This window comes from Candidatus Nanosynbacter sp. TM7-087 (assembly GCF_022828365.1).
Lineage (GTDB): Bacteria > Patescibacteriota > Saccharimonadia > Saccharimonadales > Saccharimonadaceae > Nanosynbacter.
The window spans coordinates 307,108-323,848 of record NZ_JAJQJU010000001.1 but is presented as its reverse complement, the minus strand read 5'-3'; the positions used below and the strand labels follow the sequence as shown (position 1 = coordinate 323,848).

The 16,741-nt window shown below is 45.8% G+C and carries 33 protein-coding genes; 32 read left to right on the top strand and 1 reads right to left on the bottom strand.

The features are described 5' to 3' along the window. Positions 1-84: 84 nt before the first annotated feature. The 23 genes from rpsJ to secY all read left to right on the top strand — a co-directional run bounded on the left by rpsJ (position 85) and on the right by secY (position 11,980). On the top strand, positions 85-402 hold the full coding sequence (gene rpsJ / locus LRM41_RS01760; RefSeq protein ID WP_129630989.1) for a 30S ribosomal protein S10: 318 nt from the start codon (positions 85-87) through the stop codon (positions 400-402). Between the two features lie 69 nt (positions 403-471). After that, positions 472-804, top strand: coding sequence for a hypothetical protein (locus LRM41_RS01755; RefSeq protein ID WP_243819191.1), 333 nt, complete (start codon positions 472-474; stop codon positions 802-804). Positions 805-994: 190 nt separating this feature from the next. Beyond that, positions 995-1,609: a 50S ribosomal protein L3 gene (gene rplC, locus LRM41_RS01750; protein WP_129630980.1), complete on the top strand. Its 615-nt coding sequence runs from the start codon at positions 995-997 to the stop codon at positions 1,607-1,609. Beyond that, the gene (gene rplD / locus LRM41_RS01745; protein ID WP_243819190.1) at positions 1,609-2,208 is read left to right on the top strand and encodes a 50S ribosomal protein L4; all 600 of its coding nucleotides are present in this window, start codon (positions 1,609-1,611) and stop codon (positions 2,206-2,208) included. The genes rplC and rplD overlap by 1 nt, the downstream gene beginning before the upstream one ends. A gap of 1 nt (position 2,209) precedes the next feature. Then, positions 2,210-2,530 (top strand): 50S ribosomal protein L23, encoded by a 321-nt coding sequence (locus LRM41_RS01740; protein ID WP_129630974.1) that lies wholly within the window; start codon positions 2,210-2,212, stop codon positions 2,528-2,530. Further along, positions 2,530-3,369: a 50S ribosomal protein L2 gene (rplB, locus tag LRM41_RS01735; RefSeq protein WP_129630971.1), complete on the top strand. Its 840-nt coding sequence runs from the start codon at positions 2,530-2,532 to the stop codon at positions 3,367-3,369. The genes LRM41_RS01740 and rplB overlap by 1 nt, the downstream gene beginning before the upstream one ends. A gap of 6 nt (positions 3,370-3,375) precedes the next feature. After that, a complete protein-coding gene (gene rpsS / locus LRM41_RS01730) occupies positions 3,376-3,642 on the top strand; it encodes a 30S ribosomal protein S19 (protein WP_243819189.1) in 267 nt (88 codons plus the stop codon). Between the two features lie 2 nt (positions 3,643-3,644). After that, the gene (gene rplV, locus LRM41_RS01725) at positions 3,645-4,103 is read left to right on the top strand and encodes a 50S ribosomal protein L22 (protein WP_243819188.1); all 459 of its coding nucleotides are present in this window, start codon (positions 3,645-3,647) and stop codon (positions 4,101-4,103) included. Further along, on the top strand, positions 4,104-4,739 hold the full coding sequence (rpsC, locus tag LRM41_RS01720; protein ID WP_129743751.1) for a 30S ribosomal protein S3: 636 nt from the start codon (positions 4,104-4,106) through the stop codon (positions 4,737-4,739). It abuts the gene before it with no gap. Continuing rightward, the gene (gene rplP, locus LRM41_RS01715) at positions 4,740-5,153 is read left to right on the top strand and encodes a 50S ribosomal protein L16 (protein ID WP_129635102.1); all 414 of its coding nucleotides are present in this window, start codon (positions 4,740-4,742) and stop codon (positions 5,151-5,153) included. Further along, complete coding sequence (gene rpmC / locus LRM41_RS01710) at positions 5,154-5,363, top strand: 50S ribosomal protein L29 (RefSeq protein WP_129630956.1); 210 nt, start codon at positions 5,154-5,156, stop codon at positions 5,361-5,363. It begins immediately after the preceding gene. Beyond that, entirely contained in the window at positions 5,363-5,674 is a 312-nt protein-coding gene (gene rpsQ / locus LRM41_RS01705; RefSeq protein ID WP_353524491.1) for a 30S ribosomal protein S17, read from the top strand. Before rpmC ends, rpsQ begins: the two co-directional genes overlap by 1 nt. After that, positions 5,671-6,039, top strand: a complete 369-nt coding sequence (gene rplN, locus LRM41_RS01700; protein WP_129630950.1) for a 50S ribosomal protein L14 — start codon at positions 5,671-5,673, stop codon at positions 6,037-6,039. Before rpsQ ends, rplN begins: the two co-directional genes overlap by 4 nt. Beyond that, on the top strand, positions 6,039-6,359 hold the full coding sequence (gene rplX / locus LRM41_RS01695; protein WP_129637438.1) for a 50S ribosomal protein L24: 321 nt from the start codon (positions 6,039-6,041) through the stop codon (positions 6,357-6,359). Before rplN ends, rplX begins: the two co-directional genes overlap by 1 nt. Beyond that, positions 6,359-6,943 (top strand): 50S ribosomal protein L5, encoded by a 585-nt coding sequence (gene rplE, locus LRM41_RS01690; protein WP_243819187.1) that lies wholly within the window; start codon positions 6,359-6,361, stop codon positions 6,941-6,943. Before rplX ends, rplE begins: the two co-directional genes overlap by 1 nt. After that, the gene (gene rpsN, locus LRM41_RS01685) at positions 6,943-7,212 is read left to right on the top strand and encodes a 30S ribosomal protein S14 (protein WP_178142843.1); all 270 of its coding nucleotides are present in this window, start codon (positions 6,943-6,945) and stop codon (positions 7,210-7,212) included. Before rplE ends, rpsN begins: the two co-directional genes overlap by 1 nt. A gap of 20 nt (positions 7,213-7,232) precedes the next feature. Beyond that, a complete protein-coding gene (rpsH, locus tag LRM41_RS01680; RefSeq protein ID WP_243819186.1) occupies positions 7,233-7,634 on the top strand; it encodes a 30S ribosomal protein S8 in 402 nt (133 codons plus the stop codon). A 121-nt stretch (positions 7,635-7,755) separates the two neighbouring features. Beyond that, positions 7,756-8,283 carry a hypothetical protein gene (locus tag LRM41_RS01675; RefSeq protein WP_243819185.1) on the top strand — a complete coding sequence of 176 codons (528 nt, stop codon included), beginning with the start codon at positions 7,756-7,758 and terminating at the stop codon, positions 8,281-8,283. 95 nt (positions 8,284-8,378) lie between these two features. After that, a complete protein-coding gene (gene rplF, locus LRM41_RS01670; protein WP_129632941.1) occupies positions 8,379-8,912 on the top strand; it encodes a 50S ribosomal protein L6 in 534 nt (177 codons plus the stop codon). Between the two features lie 2 nt (positions 8,913-8,914). Continuing rightward, complete coding sequence (gene rplR, locus LRM41_RS01665; protein WP_129745349.1) at positions 8,915-9,265, top strand: 50S ribosomal protein L18; 351 nt, start codon at positions 8,915-8,917, stop codon at positions 9,263-9,265. A 1-nt stretch (position 9,266) separates the two neighbouring features. Then, complete coding sequence (gene rpsE / locus LRM41_RS01660) at positions 9,267-9,857, top strand: 30S ribosomal protein S5 (RefSeq protein ID WP_129632920.1); 591 nt, start codon at positions 9,267-9,269, stop codon at positions 9,855-9,857. Next, on the top strand, positions 9,857-10,330 hold the full coding sequence (gene rplO / locus LRM41_RS01655) for a 50S ribosomal protein L15 (protein WP_243819184.1): 474 nt from the start codon (positions 9,857-9,859) through the stop codon (positions 10,328-10,330). Before rpsE ends, rplO begins: the two co-directional genes overlap by 1 nt. A gap of 174 nt (positions 10,331-10,504) precedes the next feature. Beyond that, the gene (gene secY, locus LRM41_RS01650; RefSeq protein ID WP_243819183.1) at positions 10,505-11,980 is read left to right on the top strand and encodes a preprotein translocase subunit SecY; all 1,476 of its coding nucleotides are present in this window, start codon (positions 10,505-10,507) and stop codon (positions 11,978-11,980) included. A 52-nt stretch (positions 11,981-12,032) separates the two neighbouring features. On the opposite strand, the gene LRM41_RS01645 is transcribed toward secY, so the two are convergent. Next, positions 12,033-12,608, bottom strand: a complete 576-nt coding sequence (locus LRM41_RS01645) for a hypothetical protein (protein ID WP_243819182.1) — start codon at positions 12,606-12,608, stop codon at positions 12,033-12,035. A 105-nt stretch (positions 12,609-12,713) separates the two neighbouring features. Here LRM41_RS01645 and infA point away from each other — a divergent pair, with 105 nt between their 5' ends. From infA to rpsI, 9 genes are read left to right on the top strand one after another with little or no spacing between them, the layout of a single operon-like run. Next, positions 12,714-12,956, top strand: coding sequence for a translation initiation factor IF-1 (gene infA / locus LRM41_RS01640; RefSeq protein ID WP_129635133.1), 243 nt, complete (start codon positions 12,714-12,716; stop codon positions 12,954-12,956). Positions 12,957-13,010: 54 nt separating this feature from the next. Next, the gene (gene rpmJ / locus LRM41_RS01635; protein ID WP_129637195.1) at positions 13,011-13,127 is read left to right on the top strand and encodes a 50S ribosomal protein L36; all 117 of its coding nucleotides are present in this window, start codon (positions 13,011-13,013) and stop codon (positions 13,125-13,127) included. A gap of 2 nt (positions 13,128-13,129) precedes the next feature. Continuing rightward, positions 13,130-13,516 (top strand): 30S ribosomal protein S13, encoded by a 387-nt coding sequence (rpsM, locus tag LRM41_RS01630; RefSeq protein WP_129632902.1) that lies wholly within the window; start codon positions 13,130-13,132, stop codon positions 13,514-13,516. Between the two features lie 15 nt (positions 13,517-13,531). Then, a complete protein-coding gene (gene rpsK, locus LRM41_RS01625) occupies positions 13,532-13,921 on the top strand; it encodes a 30S ribosomal protein S11 (protein ID WP_129745336.1) in 390 nt (129 codons plus the stop codon). 2 nt (positions 13,922-13,923) lie between these two features. Then, positions 13,924-14,544 carry a 30S ribosomal protein S4 gene (rpsD, locus tag LRM41_RS01620; RefSeq protein WP_129632896.1) on the top strand — a complete coding sequence of 207 codons (621 nt, stop codon included), beginning with the start codon at positions 13,924-13,926 and terminating at the stop codon, positions 14,542-14,544. Between the two features lie 21 nt (positions 14,545-14,565). Continuing rightward, positions 14,566-15,489, top strand: coding sequence for a DNA-directed RNA polymerase subunit alpha (locus LRM41_RS01615; RefSeq protein WP_146423081.1), 924 nt, complete (start codon positions 14,566-14,568; stop codon positions 15,487-15,489). 2 nt (positions 15,490-15,491) lie between these two features. After that, the gene (rplQ, locus tag LRM41_RS01610; RefSeq protein WP_129636875.1) at positions 15,492-15,878 is read left to right on the top strand and encodes a 50S ribosomal protein L17; all 387 of its coding nucleotides are present in this window, start codon (positions 15,492-15,494) and stop codon (positions 15,876-15,878) included. 1 nt (position 15,879) lies between these two features. Further along, positions 15,880-16,311, top strand: coding sequence for a 50S ribosomal protein L13 (gene rplM, locus LRM41_RS01605; protein ID WP_129632888.1), 432 nt, complete (start codon positions 15,880-15,882; stop codon positions 16,309-16,311). Between the two features lies 1 nt (position 16,312). After that, positions 16,313-16,708, top strand: a complete 396-nt coding sequence (rpsI, locus tag LRM41_RS01600; RefSeq protein WP_129636874.1) for a 30S ribosomal protein S9 — start codon at positions 16,313-16,315, stop codon at positions 16,706-16,708. The last annotated feature ends 33 nt before the right edge of the window (positions 16,709-16,741 follow it).

Sequence of the window (16,741 nt, the reverse complement as noted above, 5' to 3'; positions counted from 1 at the left end):
GTTAATAATAATTTATCTCGAGAACTCGATTGACTATAAATAGGGCAATTAGAGGTTACGAGATCGCACACAAGAGGAGGAGCTATGGCTCAAGATACAGGAATTAAAATCCGTATTCGTCTGAAGGCTTATGACCACAAAGTCATCGACCAATCAGCAAAACAAATTATCGACACTGCAATTCGCACAGGTGCTAACGTGGCTGGTCCAGTGCCTTTGCCAACTCGACGCAGCACTTACACTGTTGTAAAGAGTCCGCACGTTTACAAAACTGGTGGTGAATCTTACGAGCGCCGCGTTCATAAGCGTCTGATTGACATTACAAATGCTACACCAAAGACGATTGACAGCTTGCAGAACTTGAATTTGCCAGCTGGCGTTGACGCTGAAATTCGTATGTAATTTAACGATATATAAAATTTCCGCCTCTTGAATGGGGCGGATTTTTTATGCTATAATTCCATTCAGCTTATGACAAAACAAAAAACTCGTACTTATGCTCGCAATCGCTCAAAATCTAGTGAGCTGTTTAGCCGCAAAGGTCGCGAGCGTATTTATGATAATGACGGCTCATTTTTCTTGAAATTGGTGGTTTTTGTGGTGCTGAGTGCGCTGTGGCTTCGTCTAAAAAATCCAGTTGAAATTGGTGGTTTGGTTATCCAGGCCATTCCTGTCGGGCTATTTATTGCGTTGCTATTAGTCTTAAAGATTGAGAAATACCAATTTAATCGGAAAATTTGGTATGTCACGATAATTTTCATGGCAATTCTGACTTCGTTTACGCCGGTTGGCGTGATGATTTAGAGCCTGTCTTTTATTGACAATAATATATATAACGTGCTATAGTGAGGAAGTAATTTCTATTACGCGTAATATCAACTGTTCTCCTTGATGAATGAGCAGGTCTGGTTATGAGCGGATGTCTACATTTAACGTTCTCCCAGAATCCAGAAACCGCACGTCATCAGGAGTATTTAAGTGGGAGTGAGGAAAAGTGAAAACACTTCTCGGTACCAAACTTGGTATGACCCAGCTCTTGGCTGAAGACGGCAAAGCCATTCCGGTGACGCTGATCCAAGCCGGCCCTGTCACCGTTACTCAGGTGAAGACTGTCGAAACCGACGGTTACAATGCGGTACAGGTAGCTTTTGGAGAGGGTAAGAACCTGAGCAAGGCCGTGGCTGGACACGTTAAGCCAGCCCAAGTGACCCCGAAACATATTCGGGAATTCCGTGTCGACCAGATTCCAGAGGATCTGAAAGTTGGCAGTGAAATTAATGTTTCCGCGTTTGAGGTCGGCGATTTTGTCGATGCAACCGGAACCAGCAAAGGTAAAGGCTTCGCTGGAACCATTAAACGCCACAACTTTAAGCGTCATCGTAAGACGCACGGTGGTAAAGGTAATACTCGTAAGCCAGGTTCAATTGGCTCGATGTATCCACAAAAAGTCTTCAAGGGTAAGACGATGGCTGGCCATATGGGTCACGAGCGTGTTACTGTTAAGAACTTGGAAGTGGCATATGTTGATCCAGAGACCAATCTAATCGGGGTTAAGGGCGCTGTTCCTGGACCACGAAAGGGGCTGATTATTTTAGGAGGTAACAAGTAATGGCAGATTCAACCAAACTTCCTAAAGACATTTTTGCTGTGGAAGTGCCAAATCACGAATTGTTGAAATTGGCATACGACAGCTACTTGGCAAACGCACGCCTAGCTAGCGCTACAACCAAGCAGCGCGGCGAAGTTTCTGGTGGTGGTAAAAAACCATGGAAACAAAAGGGAACTGGTCGAGCACGTTTCGGCTCAAGCCGTAACCCAATCTGGCGCGGCGGTGGTGTAGTATTTGGCCCACGCGGTAACGAAAACTACACTAAAAAATTGTCAAAGACTGCTAAGAAAGTGGCAGTTCGCCAAGCTTTGACTGTAGCTAACGAAGCTAAGAAAATTGTCGTTAAAGATGTTAAGACTACTGGCAAAACCAAGGAAGTCGCAACATTCCTAGCCGACAACAAGTTCGAGCGCCGTGTTCTGATCGTTGTAGATGAGAAGACGCCAGAACTTATGCGTGCTACAAACAATATTCAGAACGTTTTGGTGGTTCGCGCTAATTATCTAAGCGTTTATCATATTCTGAATGCGGATACAATCGTTATGACCCCTGAAGCTCTGCCGGTAATTACTGCATGGCTAGGCAAGGAGGAAGCGTAATATGAAACAGACGATTATTATCCCACGCGTTAGTGAAAAGGCTTACGCACAGAGCGCCAACGGTGTATATGTGCTACGCGTTCCACTTAACTTGAACAAGAACGAAATCAAATCAGCTGTAGAAGCGCAATTTGGCGTTACTGTAGTTAAGGTTAAAACCTTAGTACAAGACGGCAAGGCTGTACGCTTCTCACGAGGCAAGAATCGTTATCCTGGCACAACAACGCGCAAGGATTGGAAGAAAGCTTACGTGACGCTGAAAGAAGGCGATAAGCTCGATGTGTTTGACGCAGTAGAGCAGCAGATGGAGGAGACCAAGTAATGCCAGTGAAAGCTTACAATCCAACCACTCCTGCTCGTCGCGGCATGACGAGTCAGGATTTGTCAGACATTACAACAAGAAAACCTCTTAAAAGTCTGATTAAAGCTAAAAAGCAAAATGCCGGTCGCAACAACCAAGGTCGAATTACTGTTCGTCATCGCGGAGGCGGCGTTCGTCGTCACTACCGCTTGGTGAATCACAATTTGCCAGCAGGCTTGACCTTGACGATTGAAGAAATCGAATACGATCCAAACCGCTCAGCTCGTATTGCTCGAGTTAAGGATCAGTACAATTTGTACCACTACATCTTGGCTGACACCTCAATGGTTAAGGGTAAAACTATCCGAACTGGTGAAGAAGCTCCAATTGAGGCTTCAAACCGCTTGCCATTGTCAGTTATTCCTGTTGGTACGATGATTTACGCTATTGAGTTGACCGCTGGTAAAGGTGCACAAATGGTGCGCGCCGCCGGTGCTAAGGCTCAGTTGATGGCGAAAGAAGGCAACTACGCAACTATCAAATTGCCATCTGGCGAAGTTCGTAAAGTTCGTTTGGAAGCTACCGCTGCTATCGGTGTAGTCGGTAACGTCCAGCACCAAAACGTTAAGATCGGTTCAGCTGGTCGCAAACGTCGCAAGGGTATTCGCCCAACCGTTCGTGGTGTTGTTATGAACGCCGCAGACCACCCACATGGTGGTGGTGACGGTGGTCGCCACGGTACTGGTAAAGCGCCACGTACTCCTTGGGGTCAATTGACATTAGGTTATCGAACTCGTCGCCGTAAAGGCTCGAATAAATTAATCGTACGCACGCGTCACGACGCGAAGAGGAAGAGGTAAATCACGATGAGTCGTTCATTAAAGAAAGGTCCATTCGTCGATGTAAAGCTAGCAAAGAAAATTGCTGCTCTTAGCCTTGACGATCGAACCGTTATTAAAACGTGGGCGCGCGCTTCGACTATTACACCAGAGATGGTTGGTCGAACGATTGCTGTTCACAACGGTAGGATGCACGTCCCTGTGCTGATTACCGAAAACATGGTTGGTCACAAACTCGGTGAGTTTAGTCCAACTCGTAAGTTCCGTAAGCACGGCGGAAAGGATAAGAAGTAATCATGGCTGATACAACTTATACTGTTCGCGCTTACGCAAAAGGTGTCGACCAGGCGCCACGCAAGGTTAGCTTGGTTGCTGCATTGGTACGAGGTCGTACTGTAGCTGATGCGCTAGTTATCTTAGAGCACGTCCCAAAGCGCGCTGCTATGCCAGTTAAAAAGGCTATTGATAGTGCCAAGGCAAATGCTATCAACAACCACGGCCTGGACGCTAAAAGTTTGGTAATTACTACTTTGAGCGTTACTACTGGTACACGTTTGCGTCGCTTTAAGCCTGCATCGAAGGGCCGCGCTTTGCCATTCCAGAAAAAGACTTCAAATATTTTGGTTGAAGTAACTGGCACAGAAAAGCCAAAGAAAGCGCCTGCAAAAAAGGCCGAAGCTAAGGCAGAAGCAAAAACTGCTAAGCCTGCAGCTAAAAAAGCCGCTAAACCGGCAGCAAAAAAGGAGGAGAAGTAAATGGGTCAAAAAGTGAATCCAATCAACTTCCGCCTACAGGTCAATAAGAACTGGAGCTCTCGTTGGTTTACGGCCAATAAAAAAGAGTTTGCAGAGGCGATTCGTCAGGATCACGAAATCCGCGAGTTGATTGAAAAGAAATTTGCCTCACGCCCAACAATCAATCGCATTGAGATTGAGCGTAGCGCTAACTTGATCACGATTACAATTCACACGGCAAAAGCTGGTGTTGTTATCGGTCGTGGTGGTGCTGGCGTGAACGAATTGAAAAAGCAAGTTGAGAAGATTGCTGGTCAGGCTGTTCGTATTAACATCGAAGAAGTTCGTCGTCCAGAATTGGCAGCCAAATTGGTAGCTGAGAATATTGCTCGCCAATTGGAACGCCGAATCAACTTCCGCCGTGCAACTAAAATGACCGCACAAAACACCATGAATGCTGGCGCTAAAGGTATTCGTATTGAGGTGGCTGGTCGTTTGAACGGCGCTGAAATGGCACGTCGCGAAAAGGTAATCGAAGGCTCAGTGCCTCTACACACCTTGCGCGCTGATATTGACTTCCACTGTGCTCGCGCTCAGACACCAGCTGGTATCATTGGCGTGAAAGTGTGGATTTATAAGGGAGAAAGGAGTCGCTAAATGCTGTTACCAAAGAAAACTAAGCACCGCAAAGTGCGTATTGGAAAAAACCGCGGTCAAGCAACTCGTGGCAATTACATCGCGTTCGGTGACTTTGCGTTGCAATCACAATCAAATGAGCGCATCAACTCCCGCCAAATCGAGTCTGCTCGTCAGGCGATGACTCGTTACATCAAGCGTGGCGGTAAGATTTGGATTCGAATCTTCCCTCACACTCCAGTTACCCGAAAGCCACTTGGCTTGAAGATGGGTGGCGGTAAAGGTAACCCAGAGTTCTTCGTTGCTAAGGTAAAGGCTGGCACGGTGCTATTTGAAATGCAGGGTGTTTCAGAGGAAGTTGCTCGCGAAGCAATGCGTCTGGCTAGCCACAAATTGCCAGTCAAATGTAAGTTCATCAAGCGGGAGGACGCATAAATGGCTGAAGCAAAGAAAACTGTTAAAGCAGCAGTTGTTAAGACGATTGACGATTTGAAGAAGGAATTGGCTGAAAAGCGAAACGACCTACTTCAAGCAAAACGTTCTCACGCTGCTGGTGAATTAGTTAATCCAAAAGCGTTGCGTTCACTCCGAAAGGAAATTGCACGCCTGCTGACACAAATTAATAACACAAAGGAGAGCAAGTAATGGCCCGACGAACATTGATTGGCGTCGTAACGAGTGCCAAGCGCGACAAGACCATCACTGTGACGGTCACCAGCCGCGAAACGCATCCGCTATACGGCAAGCAGTACACCGTGACTCGCAAATACACTGCTCACGATGAAACCAACGAAGCAGGTGAAGGCGACAAGGTACAAATCGAAGAGGCTCGCCCAATTTCCAAGACTAAGAGCTTTACTCTAGTTAAGGTGATTGAAAAGTCTCGCGGTTCTATCAAACTAAAGGACGAAGTTTCTGGCGAAACTAAGGAAGAGGCTAAGGAGGACGACAAATGATCCAACAAGAATCTCGCCTTAAGGTAGCCGACAACTCAGGTGCTAGGGAAGTTTTGTGTATCCGCGTTCTTGGCGGTACACGACGCCGTTACGCTCGCGTTGGCGACGTAATCGTCTGCTCGGTAAAAGACGCTAGCCCAACCGGTAACGTTAAGAAAAAATCTGTTGTTAAGGCTGTAGTTGTTCGTACTCGCGATCAAATCCATCGCAAAGACGGCTCAACAATCTGTTTTGACGACAACGCCGTAGTGATTATCAACGATGACAAGCAACCAAAAGCTACTCGTGTCTTCGGTCCAGTTCCACGCGAACTTCGCGATATGGGCTACATGAAGATCGTCAGCTTGGCTCCGGAGGTACTCTAATGGCTCGTATTCATAAAGACGATACTGTAAAAATTATTGCTGGTAAAAATAAAGGCACAACTGGTAAAGTTCTAAAAGTTAACACAAAAGACCAAACTGTTTTGGTCGAAGGTGTTGGTGTCGGACATCGCCATGTTAAGCCAAGCCAGTACAATCCAAAAGGCGGCAAAAAAGATATCCACGTACCAATGGATATCAGCAAAGTCGCTTTGGTTGTTGATGAGAAATCAGGCAAAACCAGTCGGGTTGGTTTAGTAAAGAATGCTGACGGCGGCAAAACTCGTGTTGCTCGCCAGGTAAAAAATAAGGAGATTAAATAATGGCAGAAAAGAAAACTGTCGTGCCAGCTCCTCGCTTGAAAGCCTTGTATCAAGGAACTTACCTTAAGGAACTACAAGCCGAATTGAATCTAAAGAACGTGCATGAAGTGCCAGCTTTGGAAAAGATCGTCGTGAGCGTTGGTACCGGCAAAAAGAAAGATGACAAGCGTCATTTTGAAATTGTCAAAAACACTGTCGAGAAAATTACTGGTCAAGCACCAGTAGCTCGACTAGCTAAGAAGTCAATCGCGACATTTAGCATTCGTAAAGGTATGGGTGCGCCAATTGGTGTTAGCGTAACTTTGCGCGGCGCTCGTATGTACGAGTTCATGGATCGTTTGATTAATGTTGCTTTGCCTCGCGTTCGTGACTTCCACGGCGTTGGCCTGAAGTTTGATAAAGGCGGCAATTATAATCTAGGTATCACCGAACAATCGATTTTCCCAGAATTGACATTTGAGGAAACTCAAGTTTTGCACGGTTTGCAGGTTACATTTGTTATCAAGAGCGGCAACAAGGAAGCTTCTAAGGCGTTGCTAGAAAAATTTGGCATGCCGTTTGAGAAGAAAGGAGGCGTCAAGTAATGGCTAAGAAATCAATGGTCGCTCGTGATAAGAAGCGTATAAAGATGATTGCCAAGTTTGCAGCCAAGCGTGCTGAGTTGAAAGAACTTGGCGACCTCGATGGTTTGCAGAAATTGCCTCGCAATTCTAGCCCAACCAGGCACAAGAACCGTGATAGCATCTCTGGTCGTCCACGCGGCTACATGCGCCAGTTCGGCTTGAGCCGTATCAATTTCCGCGAAAAAGCAGCCAAGGGTGAAATCCCAGGCATAACAAAGAGTAGTTGGTAAGAAGGAAAGGAGATTAGAATATGTCTATGCAAACTACAGACCCAATCGCCGACCTTCTGACTCGCATCCGCAATGCGAAATTGGTTGGCAAAACGGAAGTTCGTGTTCCGTCCAGTAAGATGAAGAGAGTCATCGCTGAACAATTAGTCAAAAACGGCTACTTGGCAGATGTCAAGCTGGAAGATGCTAAGCCTCGTGGCGTGTTGGTAGTTACTATCAATGAAAAAGGAACTAACAGCACTATCAACGAAATTACCCGTATCTCAAAACCTGGTCGTCGCGTTTACGTCGGCTCGGCAGAGATTCCAAAGGTGAAAAGCGGTCGTGGTTTGGTACTTATCTCAACATCAAAAGGTGTCATGACTGGCGCTGAAGCAGCTAAGGCTAAACTTGGTGGCGAATTGTTGTTGAAGGTTTACTAAGCCTCACACGAATCGAATAAACGTCCTCATTGCAGGGCGTTTATTTTTTTTATGCCTCAGATTAACTAGCTTCGTCTAATACAGATCTTAATGTCAATATATTTTGCTATACTGTAATCATATGCGTAGCTTCCTCCATATGACAAAAACATCAGACCAAGCAGAAATAACTGTTAAAGATGTTTTCATTGTTGATTTTTTGCCCTTCTTGTTGTCTATCGTCGTTATGATGCCCCTACTGTATGGAGTGGGTTGGCTTATTGGCAGTGCTGACCCTAGGCAGGGAGTCCCCAGTTATTATATTCAGGTACTGTTCGCGGAAAATCCTCTCGTTGAGTTGATCATGGTCGCCGCCACCTGTTTTATTGCTGTTGGACAAAAGCCACAGGCACGCTTCTGGTCGACAATGGGAGTAGCTACATTCATCGCTCTAGTTGATGCATCAAACTTTCTTTGGCATATTGATGTTAGTGGCTATTTAAGTATCTTCGCTGGCATTCTTTTAATGATCTCTGGCTGGCGGCTATGGGATTATTACGAAGTACGTAAAATCTACGATATGAAAGAGCCGTATTTGACCAAAGCCGCCCTAGTAACATATATTACTCTCGGTATCTTGGCGATTATTCTACTCATCCCGTACGGGTAGCTAGGCAGAGCGCTCAAAAAACCTTGCATTTCACCCCTAATCTATGCTAAAATACCAGGGTTAATATCAAATCACACGAAAGGTGAGTAATGAGTCTGAGTCGAATCGGAAAACTGCCGGTGATTATTCCGGCCGGTGTGACAATCACGGTTGACTCTGGTGATGTGGTCGTTAAAGGACCAAAGGGTGAATTGAAGCAATTCATCACACCAGCAGTTGAGGTGAAAGTCGAAGACGGACAAGTCACGGTACATCCTAAGGACGAGTCCAAAGTAGCCCGTAGTCAGCATGGTCTGATGCGCGCGCTAATCAACAACATGGTAATCGGTGTAACCAAAGGTTATGAAAAACGCCTAGAGGTTAACGGTGTCGGTTTCCGTGTTAGCTCAAGTAATAATGAGCTAGAAATGGCACTTGGATTTTCACATCCAGTCAAATACAAAGCCCCAGAAGGCGTAACTGTTACCAACGAAAAAATGATTATCGTTGTTAGCGGTATCAATAAACAACAAGTCGGCCAAGTTGCAGCGGAAATCCGCGCACTGAAGAAGCCTGAACCATACAAGGGCAAGGGTATCAAGTATGTCGACGAGCAGATTTTGCGTAAAGCAGGAAAGACAGGTAAGTAATCATGGCTGAAAATAAGAAGCTACTCAACCGCGCTCTTCGCAAAAACCGCGTTCGCGCTAAGGTTTCAGGTACGGCAGAGCGCCCACGCTTGACAGTTACTATTAGCAATTTGCACGTTAGCGCGCAATTGATTGACGATGTGGCTGGCAAGACATTGGCTGCAGCAACTACAGTTGGCACAAAAGCGACTGGCACGATGACTGAAAAAAGTGCTGCTATCGGTACTGAAATTGCTAAAAAAGCAAAGAAAATTAAGATTAGCGCAGTAGTGTTTGACCGCAACGGTCGTCAATACGCTGGCCGTCTAAAGGCTTTGGCTGATGCTGCGCGCCAAGAAGGATTGGAGTTTTAGTATGGCAGAGCAAGCTGCAAATACTACCCCACGCGCAGAAGGTCGTCGACCTCGAAATCCACGTGGTGGTCGCCGCGATGACCGGCGAAATGTGCGCGATGACGCACCAAAAGAGTTTGAAGAGTTGGTAATCAACATTGACCGCGTTTCTCGCGTGGTTAAAGGTGGTCGCCGTTTCCGATTTAAGGCTTTGGTGGTTGTTGGTAACCGAAAAGATAAAGTTGGTGTCGGTGTCGCTAAGGGTGCAGACGTGCAAGCTGCCGTCGCTAAGGCCACATCAGTCGCTAAAAAGCACCTAATTACATTGCCATTGAACGGCGAAACAATTCCGCACGACAGCGAAGTTAAATTCTCTGGCGCACGCGTATTGATCAAACCTGCCGCTCCTGGTACCGGTATTATCGCTGGTGGTGTAGTTCGTCAGATTATCGGCGTAACAGGTGTTCGTAACCTATTGACCAAATCTCTTGGCTCAACCAACAAGGTTAACATTGCTTACGCGACTATCGAAGCTCTAAAGTCATTAGTTCCACGCGATCAATGGCTAAGCGCTCAGCCTGTAAAAAAGGTTGCTAAAAAGGAGGCTAAATAATGAAGTACAATGATCTCCAAGTTTCAGCGAATAAGAATAAAAAGCGCGTTGGTCGTGGTATTGCTGCTGGTCAAGGTAAAACTGCTGGTCGCGGTACTAAAGGTCAGAACGCCCGAACAGGTAAGAAGCTTCGCGTAATGTTCCAAGGTGGTCAGCGTCCACTAGCTCAAGCTGTGCCAAAGGCTCGCGGATTCAAGAGCTTGCGAACTCCGGCTCAAGTTGTGTACATGGATCATTTGAACGCATTTAACGGCAAGACCGTTGACAATGCTTTGTTGTTCACTGAAGGCTACATTGCAACTCCATTCCATACGGTTAAGGTGATTGCTCGTGGTGAATTGAAGGCTAAGGTTGACTTGAAAGTACAAGCTGCCTCAGCTTCAGTTGTCGCTGCCATTGAAAAAGCTGGTGGCTCATTCGAGAAAGTAGCTACACCTCTACGCCAAAGTGCGAAAGAAGCTGAAGAGAAATAATTTTTCTCAGTAACGATAAATCCCCTTCCATTCCGAAGGGGATTTTCTTTTATTCTAAAGTCACGGTTTCATCTATAGAGCATACGCTTTTATGTTTTTAGTATGGAAATATCCGCTAAGGTAATGTATAATTAACAGAGTTAAGAATTGTTAGTGACTATGAGGGGCTAAGACATGAATTGGAGAATAATTTTCCGCTCGCTGAAAAATAAAGATATGCAAAAACGACTATTTATCGTCGTGGGAATAATCGTTGTTTATCGATTATTAGCGCACATTCCAGTACCATTGGCGGAACCAACGCAACTGCGTAACGCGATTTCGTCGGTGCTTGGGCAATCTGACCTCGGTGGTATCTTGAACTTGCTATCTGGTGGCGCGTTGTCGAGCTTCTCTCTGGTGTTGGTTGGGCTTAGTCCATTTATTACCGCTAGTATCATTATTCAGCTTCTGACCAAAGCCATTCCAAGGCTTGAGGAACTACATAAAGATGGTGAATCTGGACGTCGAAAAATTCAGCAATGGACACGTGTTATTACCGTGCCGCTTGCTATTGTCCAGTCAATCGCTTTCATCTTCATCCTAAGGCAAACAGTTCTTCAAGGCGGTAGTACGACATTAGCCGACCCTACGATGATGGAATGGATCGTTTCAATCACTTCAATGACAGCAGGCTCTGTCCTTCTGATGTGGCTTGGTGAGTTGATCACTGAGCAAGGAATTGGCAACGGTATTTCTATCGTAATCTTTGCTGGTATCATCAGCCAATTGCCACAAATGCTCGCGTCACTAATCTCATCATTGTTCAATACCTCATCTGGCAGCTTAAACGTCTTCAACTGGTTCACTCTCCCTGTAAACCCAGTTATGTTCTGGACGATATTAATCATGTCAATCGCCGGACTCATCGTCCTTTACTTCCTAGTTAAAATCAACGAAGCTCAGCGCGTCATTACAATTAATTACGCAAAGCGCGTTCATGGAAACAGTAATTATGGCGATGTAAAAAGCATTTTGCCGGTTAAATTGATTGCGGCGGGAGTTATTCCAGTCATCTTTGCGGTTGCATTCCTAAGCTTGCCGCAATTCGTCGGTCAAGTTATGAAAGCGTCTGGTAACGCCGATCTTTTGCCGACCGCCAATAAATTGATCACTTGGTTCCAAGCTCCAAACGCAGGTTCGTTTACAGGAAGCACCGCTGAAGCGTTTATTTACCCAACGCTGTATTTCATCTTAGTTATCGCCTTTACATATTTCTACACTGGAATCGTCTTTAACGCTAACGAAATTGCCGAAAATCTGCAGAAGCAGGGCGGATTTATTGAAGGCGTACGTCCGGGCGCTCAGACTGAAAAATACCTTATGAGGACTGTCAATCGCTTGATTTTGTTCGGCTCAATTGTCCTAGGAATCGTGGCTATTCTGCCATTCGTCGCGGAATATCTCACGTACAATTTGACAGGCCTGCAAGGTTTGCGTTTGTCAATCGGTGGTACTGGAATCTTGATTATCGTATCGGTTGCCCTTGAAACTCTGCGACAAGTCAACTCTCGTGCGCTGATGGTTACATATGATGACTTTGACCCAGACGAGCTACTTGATAGTGACAAAAAGAAGAGTAAGAAGCGTCGTTTGTTTAGGAAAAAATAATTGACATTAAAAATCCCCGCCGAAAAGCGGGGAATTCTTTTTTATGAATGGATTATCGTATTTTGTAATCGTAAGATAAATTGTCGCCAACTTTTTTCTCATTTTGGCAGACTGGCGCAATTTCATTACTAATATTATTTTCATCAACCATCTTGCAGCTCGGAATGTCGAACAAATTAAATTGATTGGTTGGGGAAATCGCTTTCCATCCGCCGTCTTGCTTAACTGCAAACATTCGTGCCGCAGAATTGCCGCAACCATAGCCCAATAACAATTGTTTCTCATCTTGAGAATGGGCGATTACCACAGCTACGCCGTTATTGTCCTTACAACCTAACTTCTTCACTTCTGCCTTCAGAAAATCGCGAATCTCTTGCGTGGCTGAATCGTTGCGAACAACCGCTTTGTCTCCTTCAATTCGAAAGACCAAAGACCCCAAGTTCACAGATCCATTATCAACCTTTTCCGCTGTTTGAGGTGTCTTGTCGGAAGTTTGGTTGGCGTGTAGTAAAATTACGCCAATAACTATCACTATCAAAGCCGTCACCAGACCGATTAGCACCGCGGTCATTATCTCATTCTTCGATTTTGTAACCTTAAAGTTTGCTGGTTTTTTCTTGCTTGCCATAAAAATCCTTATGTTAAATTTGATAATACAATTATAGCACTTAAATTTACGGCGAAAACCCTTGTCAAACTGTGTTTAGTACTGTATAATTGACAACTGTAACTTATGGCGAGTCAAAAGGAAGTCATCAAAATGGTAGGAAAGGTAGTGGAAGCACTGCCTAATACTCAATTTAAGGTGGAACTGGAGAATGGCCATAGTATCATCGCGCACATTTCAGGACGAATGCGCAAGCATTATATTCGTCTGGTGCCTGGTGATAAGGTTGAGGTTGAGATGACCCCTTACGATCTTACAAAGGGACGAATCAGCTTCCGCCTACGTGACGATCGACCTCAAGGTCGGTAGTTAAATATTAACGGTAATCTCGGGTTTACTCGGGAAGGGAGATTTAAGCACTTTATGAAAGTTCGTGCAGGTGTGAAAAAAATCAGTCCCGATGATAAGTTCGTTCGCCGCAAAGGCCGACTATATATCATCAACAAGAAAAAACCTAAGAATAAGCAAAGGCAGGGTTAAGCATGGCTCGAATTGCTGGGGTAGTTATCCCAACAGAGAAGCAGGTGCAAATTGCGCTCACCTATATTTACGGTATTGGGCCAAAGCACGCTTCGAGCATCCTTGCGGCGGCTAAAATTGAGCCGACCACTCGGGTGAAAGATCTCACCGAGGCTGAAGAAAACAAGATTCGCGAAATTATTGACAGCGAATACACCGTTGAAGGTGATCTCCAGCGCTTGGTGGCAAATAATATTAAGCGCTTGAAGGATATCAACGCCTATCGCGGTCTTCGCCACAAAGCAGGACTGCCAACACGCGGACAGCGGACTCGTACGAATGCACGAACTCGCAAGGGTCGCGCCATCGCCGTGGGCGGTACACAACCAAAAGCAGCAAGTAAGACCTAAAGAAAGGACTAAGAAATGGCAGACGCAAAATCTACCAAGAAGAAGCAGCGCCGATCAGTCCCAGCTGGTCAGCTGCACATTCAGGCAACATTTAACAATACTATCGTTACTTTTTCCGACAAGAAGGGTAACGTGCTAACTGCTTCATCAGCTGGTGCATGCGGTTTCCGTGGAAGTAAAAAAGGTACAGCTTACGCTTCACAGGTCGCCGCTGAAAAAGCTGCTGAAGCTGCGAAATCTCAATACGGCTTGAAGTCTGTTGACGTTTTCGTGAAAGGTGTCGGCTTGGGTCGTGATGCCGCTATTCGTGCGGTCAGCGCATTCGACATCTCAGTAGAAAGCATTAAGGACGTAACTGGCGTGCCTCACGGCGGTGTTCGTCCACGAAAGGCACGGAGGGCATAATTATGGCACGAGATAATTCACCAATTGTCAAGCAAAGCCGCCGCGAAGGTTATGCGCTTCATCCAAAAGCACATAAAATTTTGGCGAAAAAATCTGGCATTCCAGGTCAGCACGCACATGGTCGTCAGAATAAGCCAAGTCTATACGCTACGCAGCTTCGTGAAAAGCAGAAGGTTCGTCGTTTGTACGGCCTAGTTGAAAAGCAATTCGCTCGCTTGATGGACGAGGCAACACGCGCTCAAGAAGGTTTGGCGGGCGAAAACTTGTTGAAGCTATTAGAGCGCCGTTTGGATAACGTTGTTTATCGTTCTGGATTTGCCGTATCACGCCGCGCAGCTCGTCAACTAGTTAGCCACGGACATTTTGAATTGAACGGCCGACGCGTCGATATTCCATCGATTCGCGTTAAAGCTGGCGATGTCATCACGGTTCGTCCAAAGAGTACCAAGTCAGAGTACTTTACACGAATTGACGATGTAATCAACAATTCAGTCCAGGGTCCACTAAGCTGGCTAAAAGCTGATAGCAAGAAGCTGAAGATTGAAGTAACTGGTTTGCCAAAGCGCGAGGAAGCAGAAGCTGACATCAACGAGCAATTAATTGTTGAGTATTACTCACGATAAAAGAAGGGTTAGGGAAGAATTATGGCAAAAGCAATTTACAATCCAGCACTCGCGAGCGTTGATGATATTTCAGCAACCAGTGCTACTTTTCTAATCGAGCCACTTCACCCAGGCTACGGTAATACTCTTGGTAACTCATTGCGACGTGTTCTATTGTCAAGCGTTCGCGGTGGCGCAGTTGTAGCTTTCAGGATTGAGGGCGCAACTCACGAGTTTACTACTGTTGAAGGCATCAAAGAAGATGTTGTCGACATTATGTTGAACTTGAAAAACGTTCACCTACGCGTATTTACTGACGATCCAGTTGAACTACGCATTGAGAAATCTGGCGCTGGCGAAGTAACTGCCGCTGACATTAAAACTAATGCTGACGTTGAAGTTGTCAACCCAGAGCAAGTAATTGCTACAATCGACGACCCAAACAAGCATTTGGTTATGGATTTGGTAGTTGAGGCAGGTTGCGGTTACCAGACAATTGAAGAGTCAAGCGAAAAGCGTTTGCACAGCGACATGATTGCTATCGATGCAATGTACTCACCAGTTCTACGCGTTCGCTACAAAGTTGACTCAACTCGTGTTGGCCAGGAGACAAACTTGGACAAGTTGGCAATTACTGTTGAAACTAACGGCACAATCACACCTCGTGAGGCGTTCGAAGAAGCAGCAGCGATTCTTGTCAACCAATACACAGCTTTGGCTGGCAATACGATGGTAACTGGCGCGCCAGCACTTGGTGCAGCTAAGGAAGACGAAGAGTCAGAGCTAGCAATGCCAATCGAAGAGCTAAACTTAAGCGCCCGCACGACGAACGCGCTAATTAACAATGAAATCCGCACTATTCGCGATTTGGTAACTTTGACTGAGCAAGATTTGCGAGAATTGAAAGGTTTCGGTTCAAAGGCACTAGACGAAGTACGTGACAAGATGGCGGAGTTGGAGTTTTAACTATGCATAGACACGGATATCAAGGGCGCAAGTTCGGCCGCGAGCGTGATCAGCGACGAGCCCTACTCAAAGGTCTGGCTACCAGTTTGGTTGAGTACGGAAAAATCGAGACCACCTTGCCAAAGGCTAAGGAACTAAAGCGTCACATTGAAAAAATCATCACCAAGGCTAAAAAGGGTGACCTAGCAAGCCGACGTCAGGTGATTGCAGCATTAAGCACACGCGCCGCTGCTTACAAACTAGTTGATGAAATCGCACCGCAGCTAAGTGGTCGAACCAGCGGACACGTTCGCGTTGAGCGAACACGCTTGCGAGTTGGTGACGGCGCTCAAATGGCAATCATCGAGTTTGTTGACGATATTAAACCAATGCCAAAGGAAGGAAAATAAGATGAAAACTTATTCACAAAAACCATCTGAAGTTTCTCGCCGTTGGGTATTGTTTGACGCTAGCGAATTACCACTTGGACGTTTGGCTACAGAAATTGCTAAGCATTTGACTGGTAAATACAAGCCAACTTACACTCCTCATATTGACGGTGGCGACTACGTAGTTGTTATCAATGCTGCGCAAACAGTCGTTACTGGATACAAGGAAACTGATAAGTATTACTATCGCCACAGTGGTTTCCCAGGTGGAATTAAGGAAACGCAATTCAAAGAAATGCGCGAACGCCACCCAGAGCGAATTATTGAAGAAGCTGTTAAAGGTATGTTGCCAAAGAACAAATTGCAAGCAGAACGCCTAAAGCGTCTACGCATTTTTGCTGGCAGCGACCACGCTCACACAGCACAAACACCAGAGAAAGTTGAGGTGAAGTAATATGGCTGATACTTATTTCTATGGCTTAGGTCGACGCAAAAGTGCTTCAGCAAGCGTTCGATTGCTTCCTGGAAAAGGCACTATCACTATCAACGGCAAACCTGCCGCTGAGTACCTGGATGGCAACAAAACTCTTCTAGCAGAAGTAACCGATCCACTTGCAATTGTCAGCAAGCAAAAAGAATTCGACGTTACTATCCTAGTTAAGGGTGGCGGCTTAGCTGGTCAAGTTGACGCTATCAAGCTTGGTATTGCAAAAGCTTTGACAGCTGCTCACGCTGACCTGCGTCCAGTTCTGAAGAAGGCTGAGCTATTGAAACGTGACCCACGCGAGAAAGAACGCAAGAAGTACGGTCTTCGTTCTGCTCGTAAGCGCGAACAATTCTCTAAGCGTTAGTACAGAAAAGGCTATCACAAAATACTCCGTTTC

Excerpts from the sequence above, each read along its gene's own strand:
- rpsK (WP_129745336.1), top strand. The coding sequence starts at position 13,532 with ATGGCAGACGCAAAATCTACCAAGAAGAAGCAGCGCCGATCAGTCCCA.
- rplP (WP_129635102.1), top strand. The coding sequence starts at position 4,740 with ATGCTGTTACCAAAGAAAACTAAGCACCGCAAAGTGCGTATTGGAAAA.
- rpsH (WP_243819186.1), top strand. The coding sequence starts at position 7,233 with ATGTCTATGCAAACTACAGACCCAATCGCCGACCTTCTGACTCGCATC.
- rpsI (WP_129636874.1), top strand. The coding sequence starts at position 16,313 with ATGGCTGATACTTATTTCTATGGCTTAGGTCGACGCAAAAGTGCTTCA.
- rpsD (WP_129632896.1), top strand. The coding sequence starts at position 13,924 with ATGGCACGAGATAATTCACCAATTGTCAAGCAAAGCCGCCGCGAAGGT.
- LRM41_RS01740 (WP_129630974.1), top strand. The coding sequence starts at position 2,210 with ATGAAACAGACGATTATTATCCCACGCGTTAGTGAAAAGGCTTACGCA.
- rplX (WP_129637438.1), top strand. The coding sequence starts at position 6,039 with ATGGCTCGTATTCATAAAGACGATACTGTAAAAATTATTGCTGGTAAA.
- rpsN (WP_178142843.1), top strand. The coding sequence starts at position 6,943 with ATGGCTAAGAAATCAATGGTCGCTCGTGATAAGAAGCGTATAAAGATG.
- rpmJ (WP_129637195.1), top strand. The coding sequence starts at position 13,011 with ATGAAAGTTCGTGCAGGTGTGAAAAAAATCAGTCCCGATGATAAGTTC.
- rplV (WP_243819188.1), top strand. The coding sequence starts at position 3,645 with ATGGCTGATACAACTTATACTGTTCGCGCTTACGCAAAAGGTGTCGAC.
- rplR (WP_129745349.1), top strand. The coding sequence starts at position 8,915 with ATGGCTGAAAATAAGAAGCTACTCAACCGCGCTCTTCGCAAAAACCGC.
- rpmC (WP_129630956.1), top strand. The coding sequence starts at position 5,154 with ATGGCTGAAGCAAAGAAAACTGTTAAAGCAGCAGTTGTTAAGACGATT.
- rplQ (WP_129636875.1), top strand. The coding sequence starts at position 15,492 with ATGCATAGACACGGATATCAAGGGCGCAAGTTCGGCCGCGAGCGTGAT.
- rplE (WP_243819187.1), top strand. The coding sequence starts at position 6,359 with ATGGCAGAAAAGAAAACTGTCGTGCCAGCTCCTCGCTTGAAAGCCTTG.
- rplM (WP_129632888.1), top strand. The coding sequence starts at position 15,880 with ATGAAAACTTATTCACAAAAACCATCTGAAGTTTCTCGCCGTTGGGTA.
- LRM41_RS01755 (WP_243819191.1), top strand. The coding sequence starts at position 472 with ATGACAAAACAAAAAACTCGTACTTATGCTCGCAATCGCTCAAAATCT.
- LRM41_RS01645 (WP_243819182.1), bottom strand. The coding sequence starts at position 12,608 with ATGGCAAGCAAGAAAAAACCAGCAAACTTTAAGGTTACAAAATCGAAG.
- rplD (WP_243819190.1), top strand. The coding sequence starts at position 1,609 with ATGGCAGATTCAACCAAACTTCCTAAAGACATTTTTGCTGTGGAAGTG.
- LRM41_RS01675 (WP_243819185.1), top strand. The coding sequence starts at position 7,756 with ATGCGTAGCTTCCTCCATATGACAAAAACATCAGACCAAGCAGAAATA.
- LRM41_RS01615 (WP_146423081.1), top strand. The coding sequence starts at position 14,566 with ATGGCAAAAGCAATTTACAATCCAGCACTCGCGAGCGTTGATGATATT.
- rpsM (WP_129632902.1), top strand. The coding sequence starts at position 13,130 with ATGGCTCGAATTGCTGGGGTAGTTATCCCAACAGAGAAGCAGGTGCAA.
- infA (WP_129635133.1), top strand. The coding sequence starts at position 12,714 with ATGGCGAGTCAAAAGGAAGTCATCAAAATGGTAGGAAAGGTAGTGGAA.
- secY (WP_243819183.1), top strand. The coding sequence starts at position 10,505 with ATGAATTGGAGAATAATTTTCCGCTCGCTGAAAAATAAAGATATGCAA.
- rplO (WP_243819184.1), top strand. The coding sequence starts at position 9,857 with ATGAAGTACAATGATCTCCAAGTTTCAGCGAATAAGAATAAAAAGCGC.
- rplB (WP_129630971.1), top strand. The coding sequence starts at position 2,530 with ATGCCAGTGAAAGCTTACAATCCAACCACTCCTGCTCGTCGCGGCATG.
- rpsE (WP_129632920.1), top strand. The coding sequence starts at position 9,267 with ATGGCAGAGCAAGCTGCAAATACTACCCCACGCGCAGAAGGTCGTCGA.
- rpsQ (WP_353524491.1), top strand. The coding sequence starts at position 5,363 with ATGGCCCGACGAACATTGATTGGCGTCGTAACGAGTGCCAAGCGCGAC.
- rpsJ (WP_129630989.1), top strand. The coding sequence starts at position 85 with ATGGCTCAAGATACAGGAATTAAAATCCGTATTCGTCTGAAGGCTTAT.
- rpsC (WP_129743751.1), top strand. The coding sequence starts at position 4,104 with ATGGGTCAAAAAGTGAATCCAATCAACTTCCGCCTACAGGTCAATAAG.
- rplN (WP_129630950.1), top strand. The coding sequence starts at position 5,671 with ATGATCCAACAAGAATCTCGCCTTAAGGTAGCCGACAACTCAGGTGCT.
- rpsS (WP_243819189.1), top strand. The coding sequence starts at position 3,376 with ATGAGTCGTTCATTAAAGAAAGGTCCATTCGTCGATGTAAAGCTAGCA.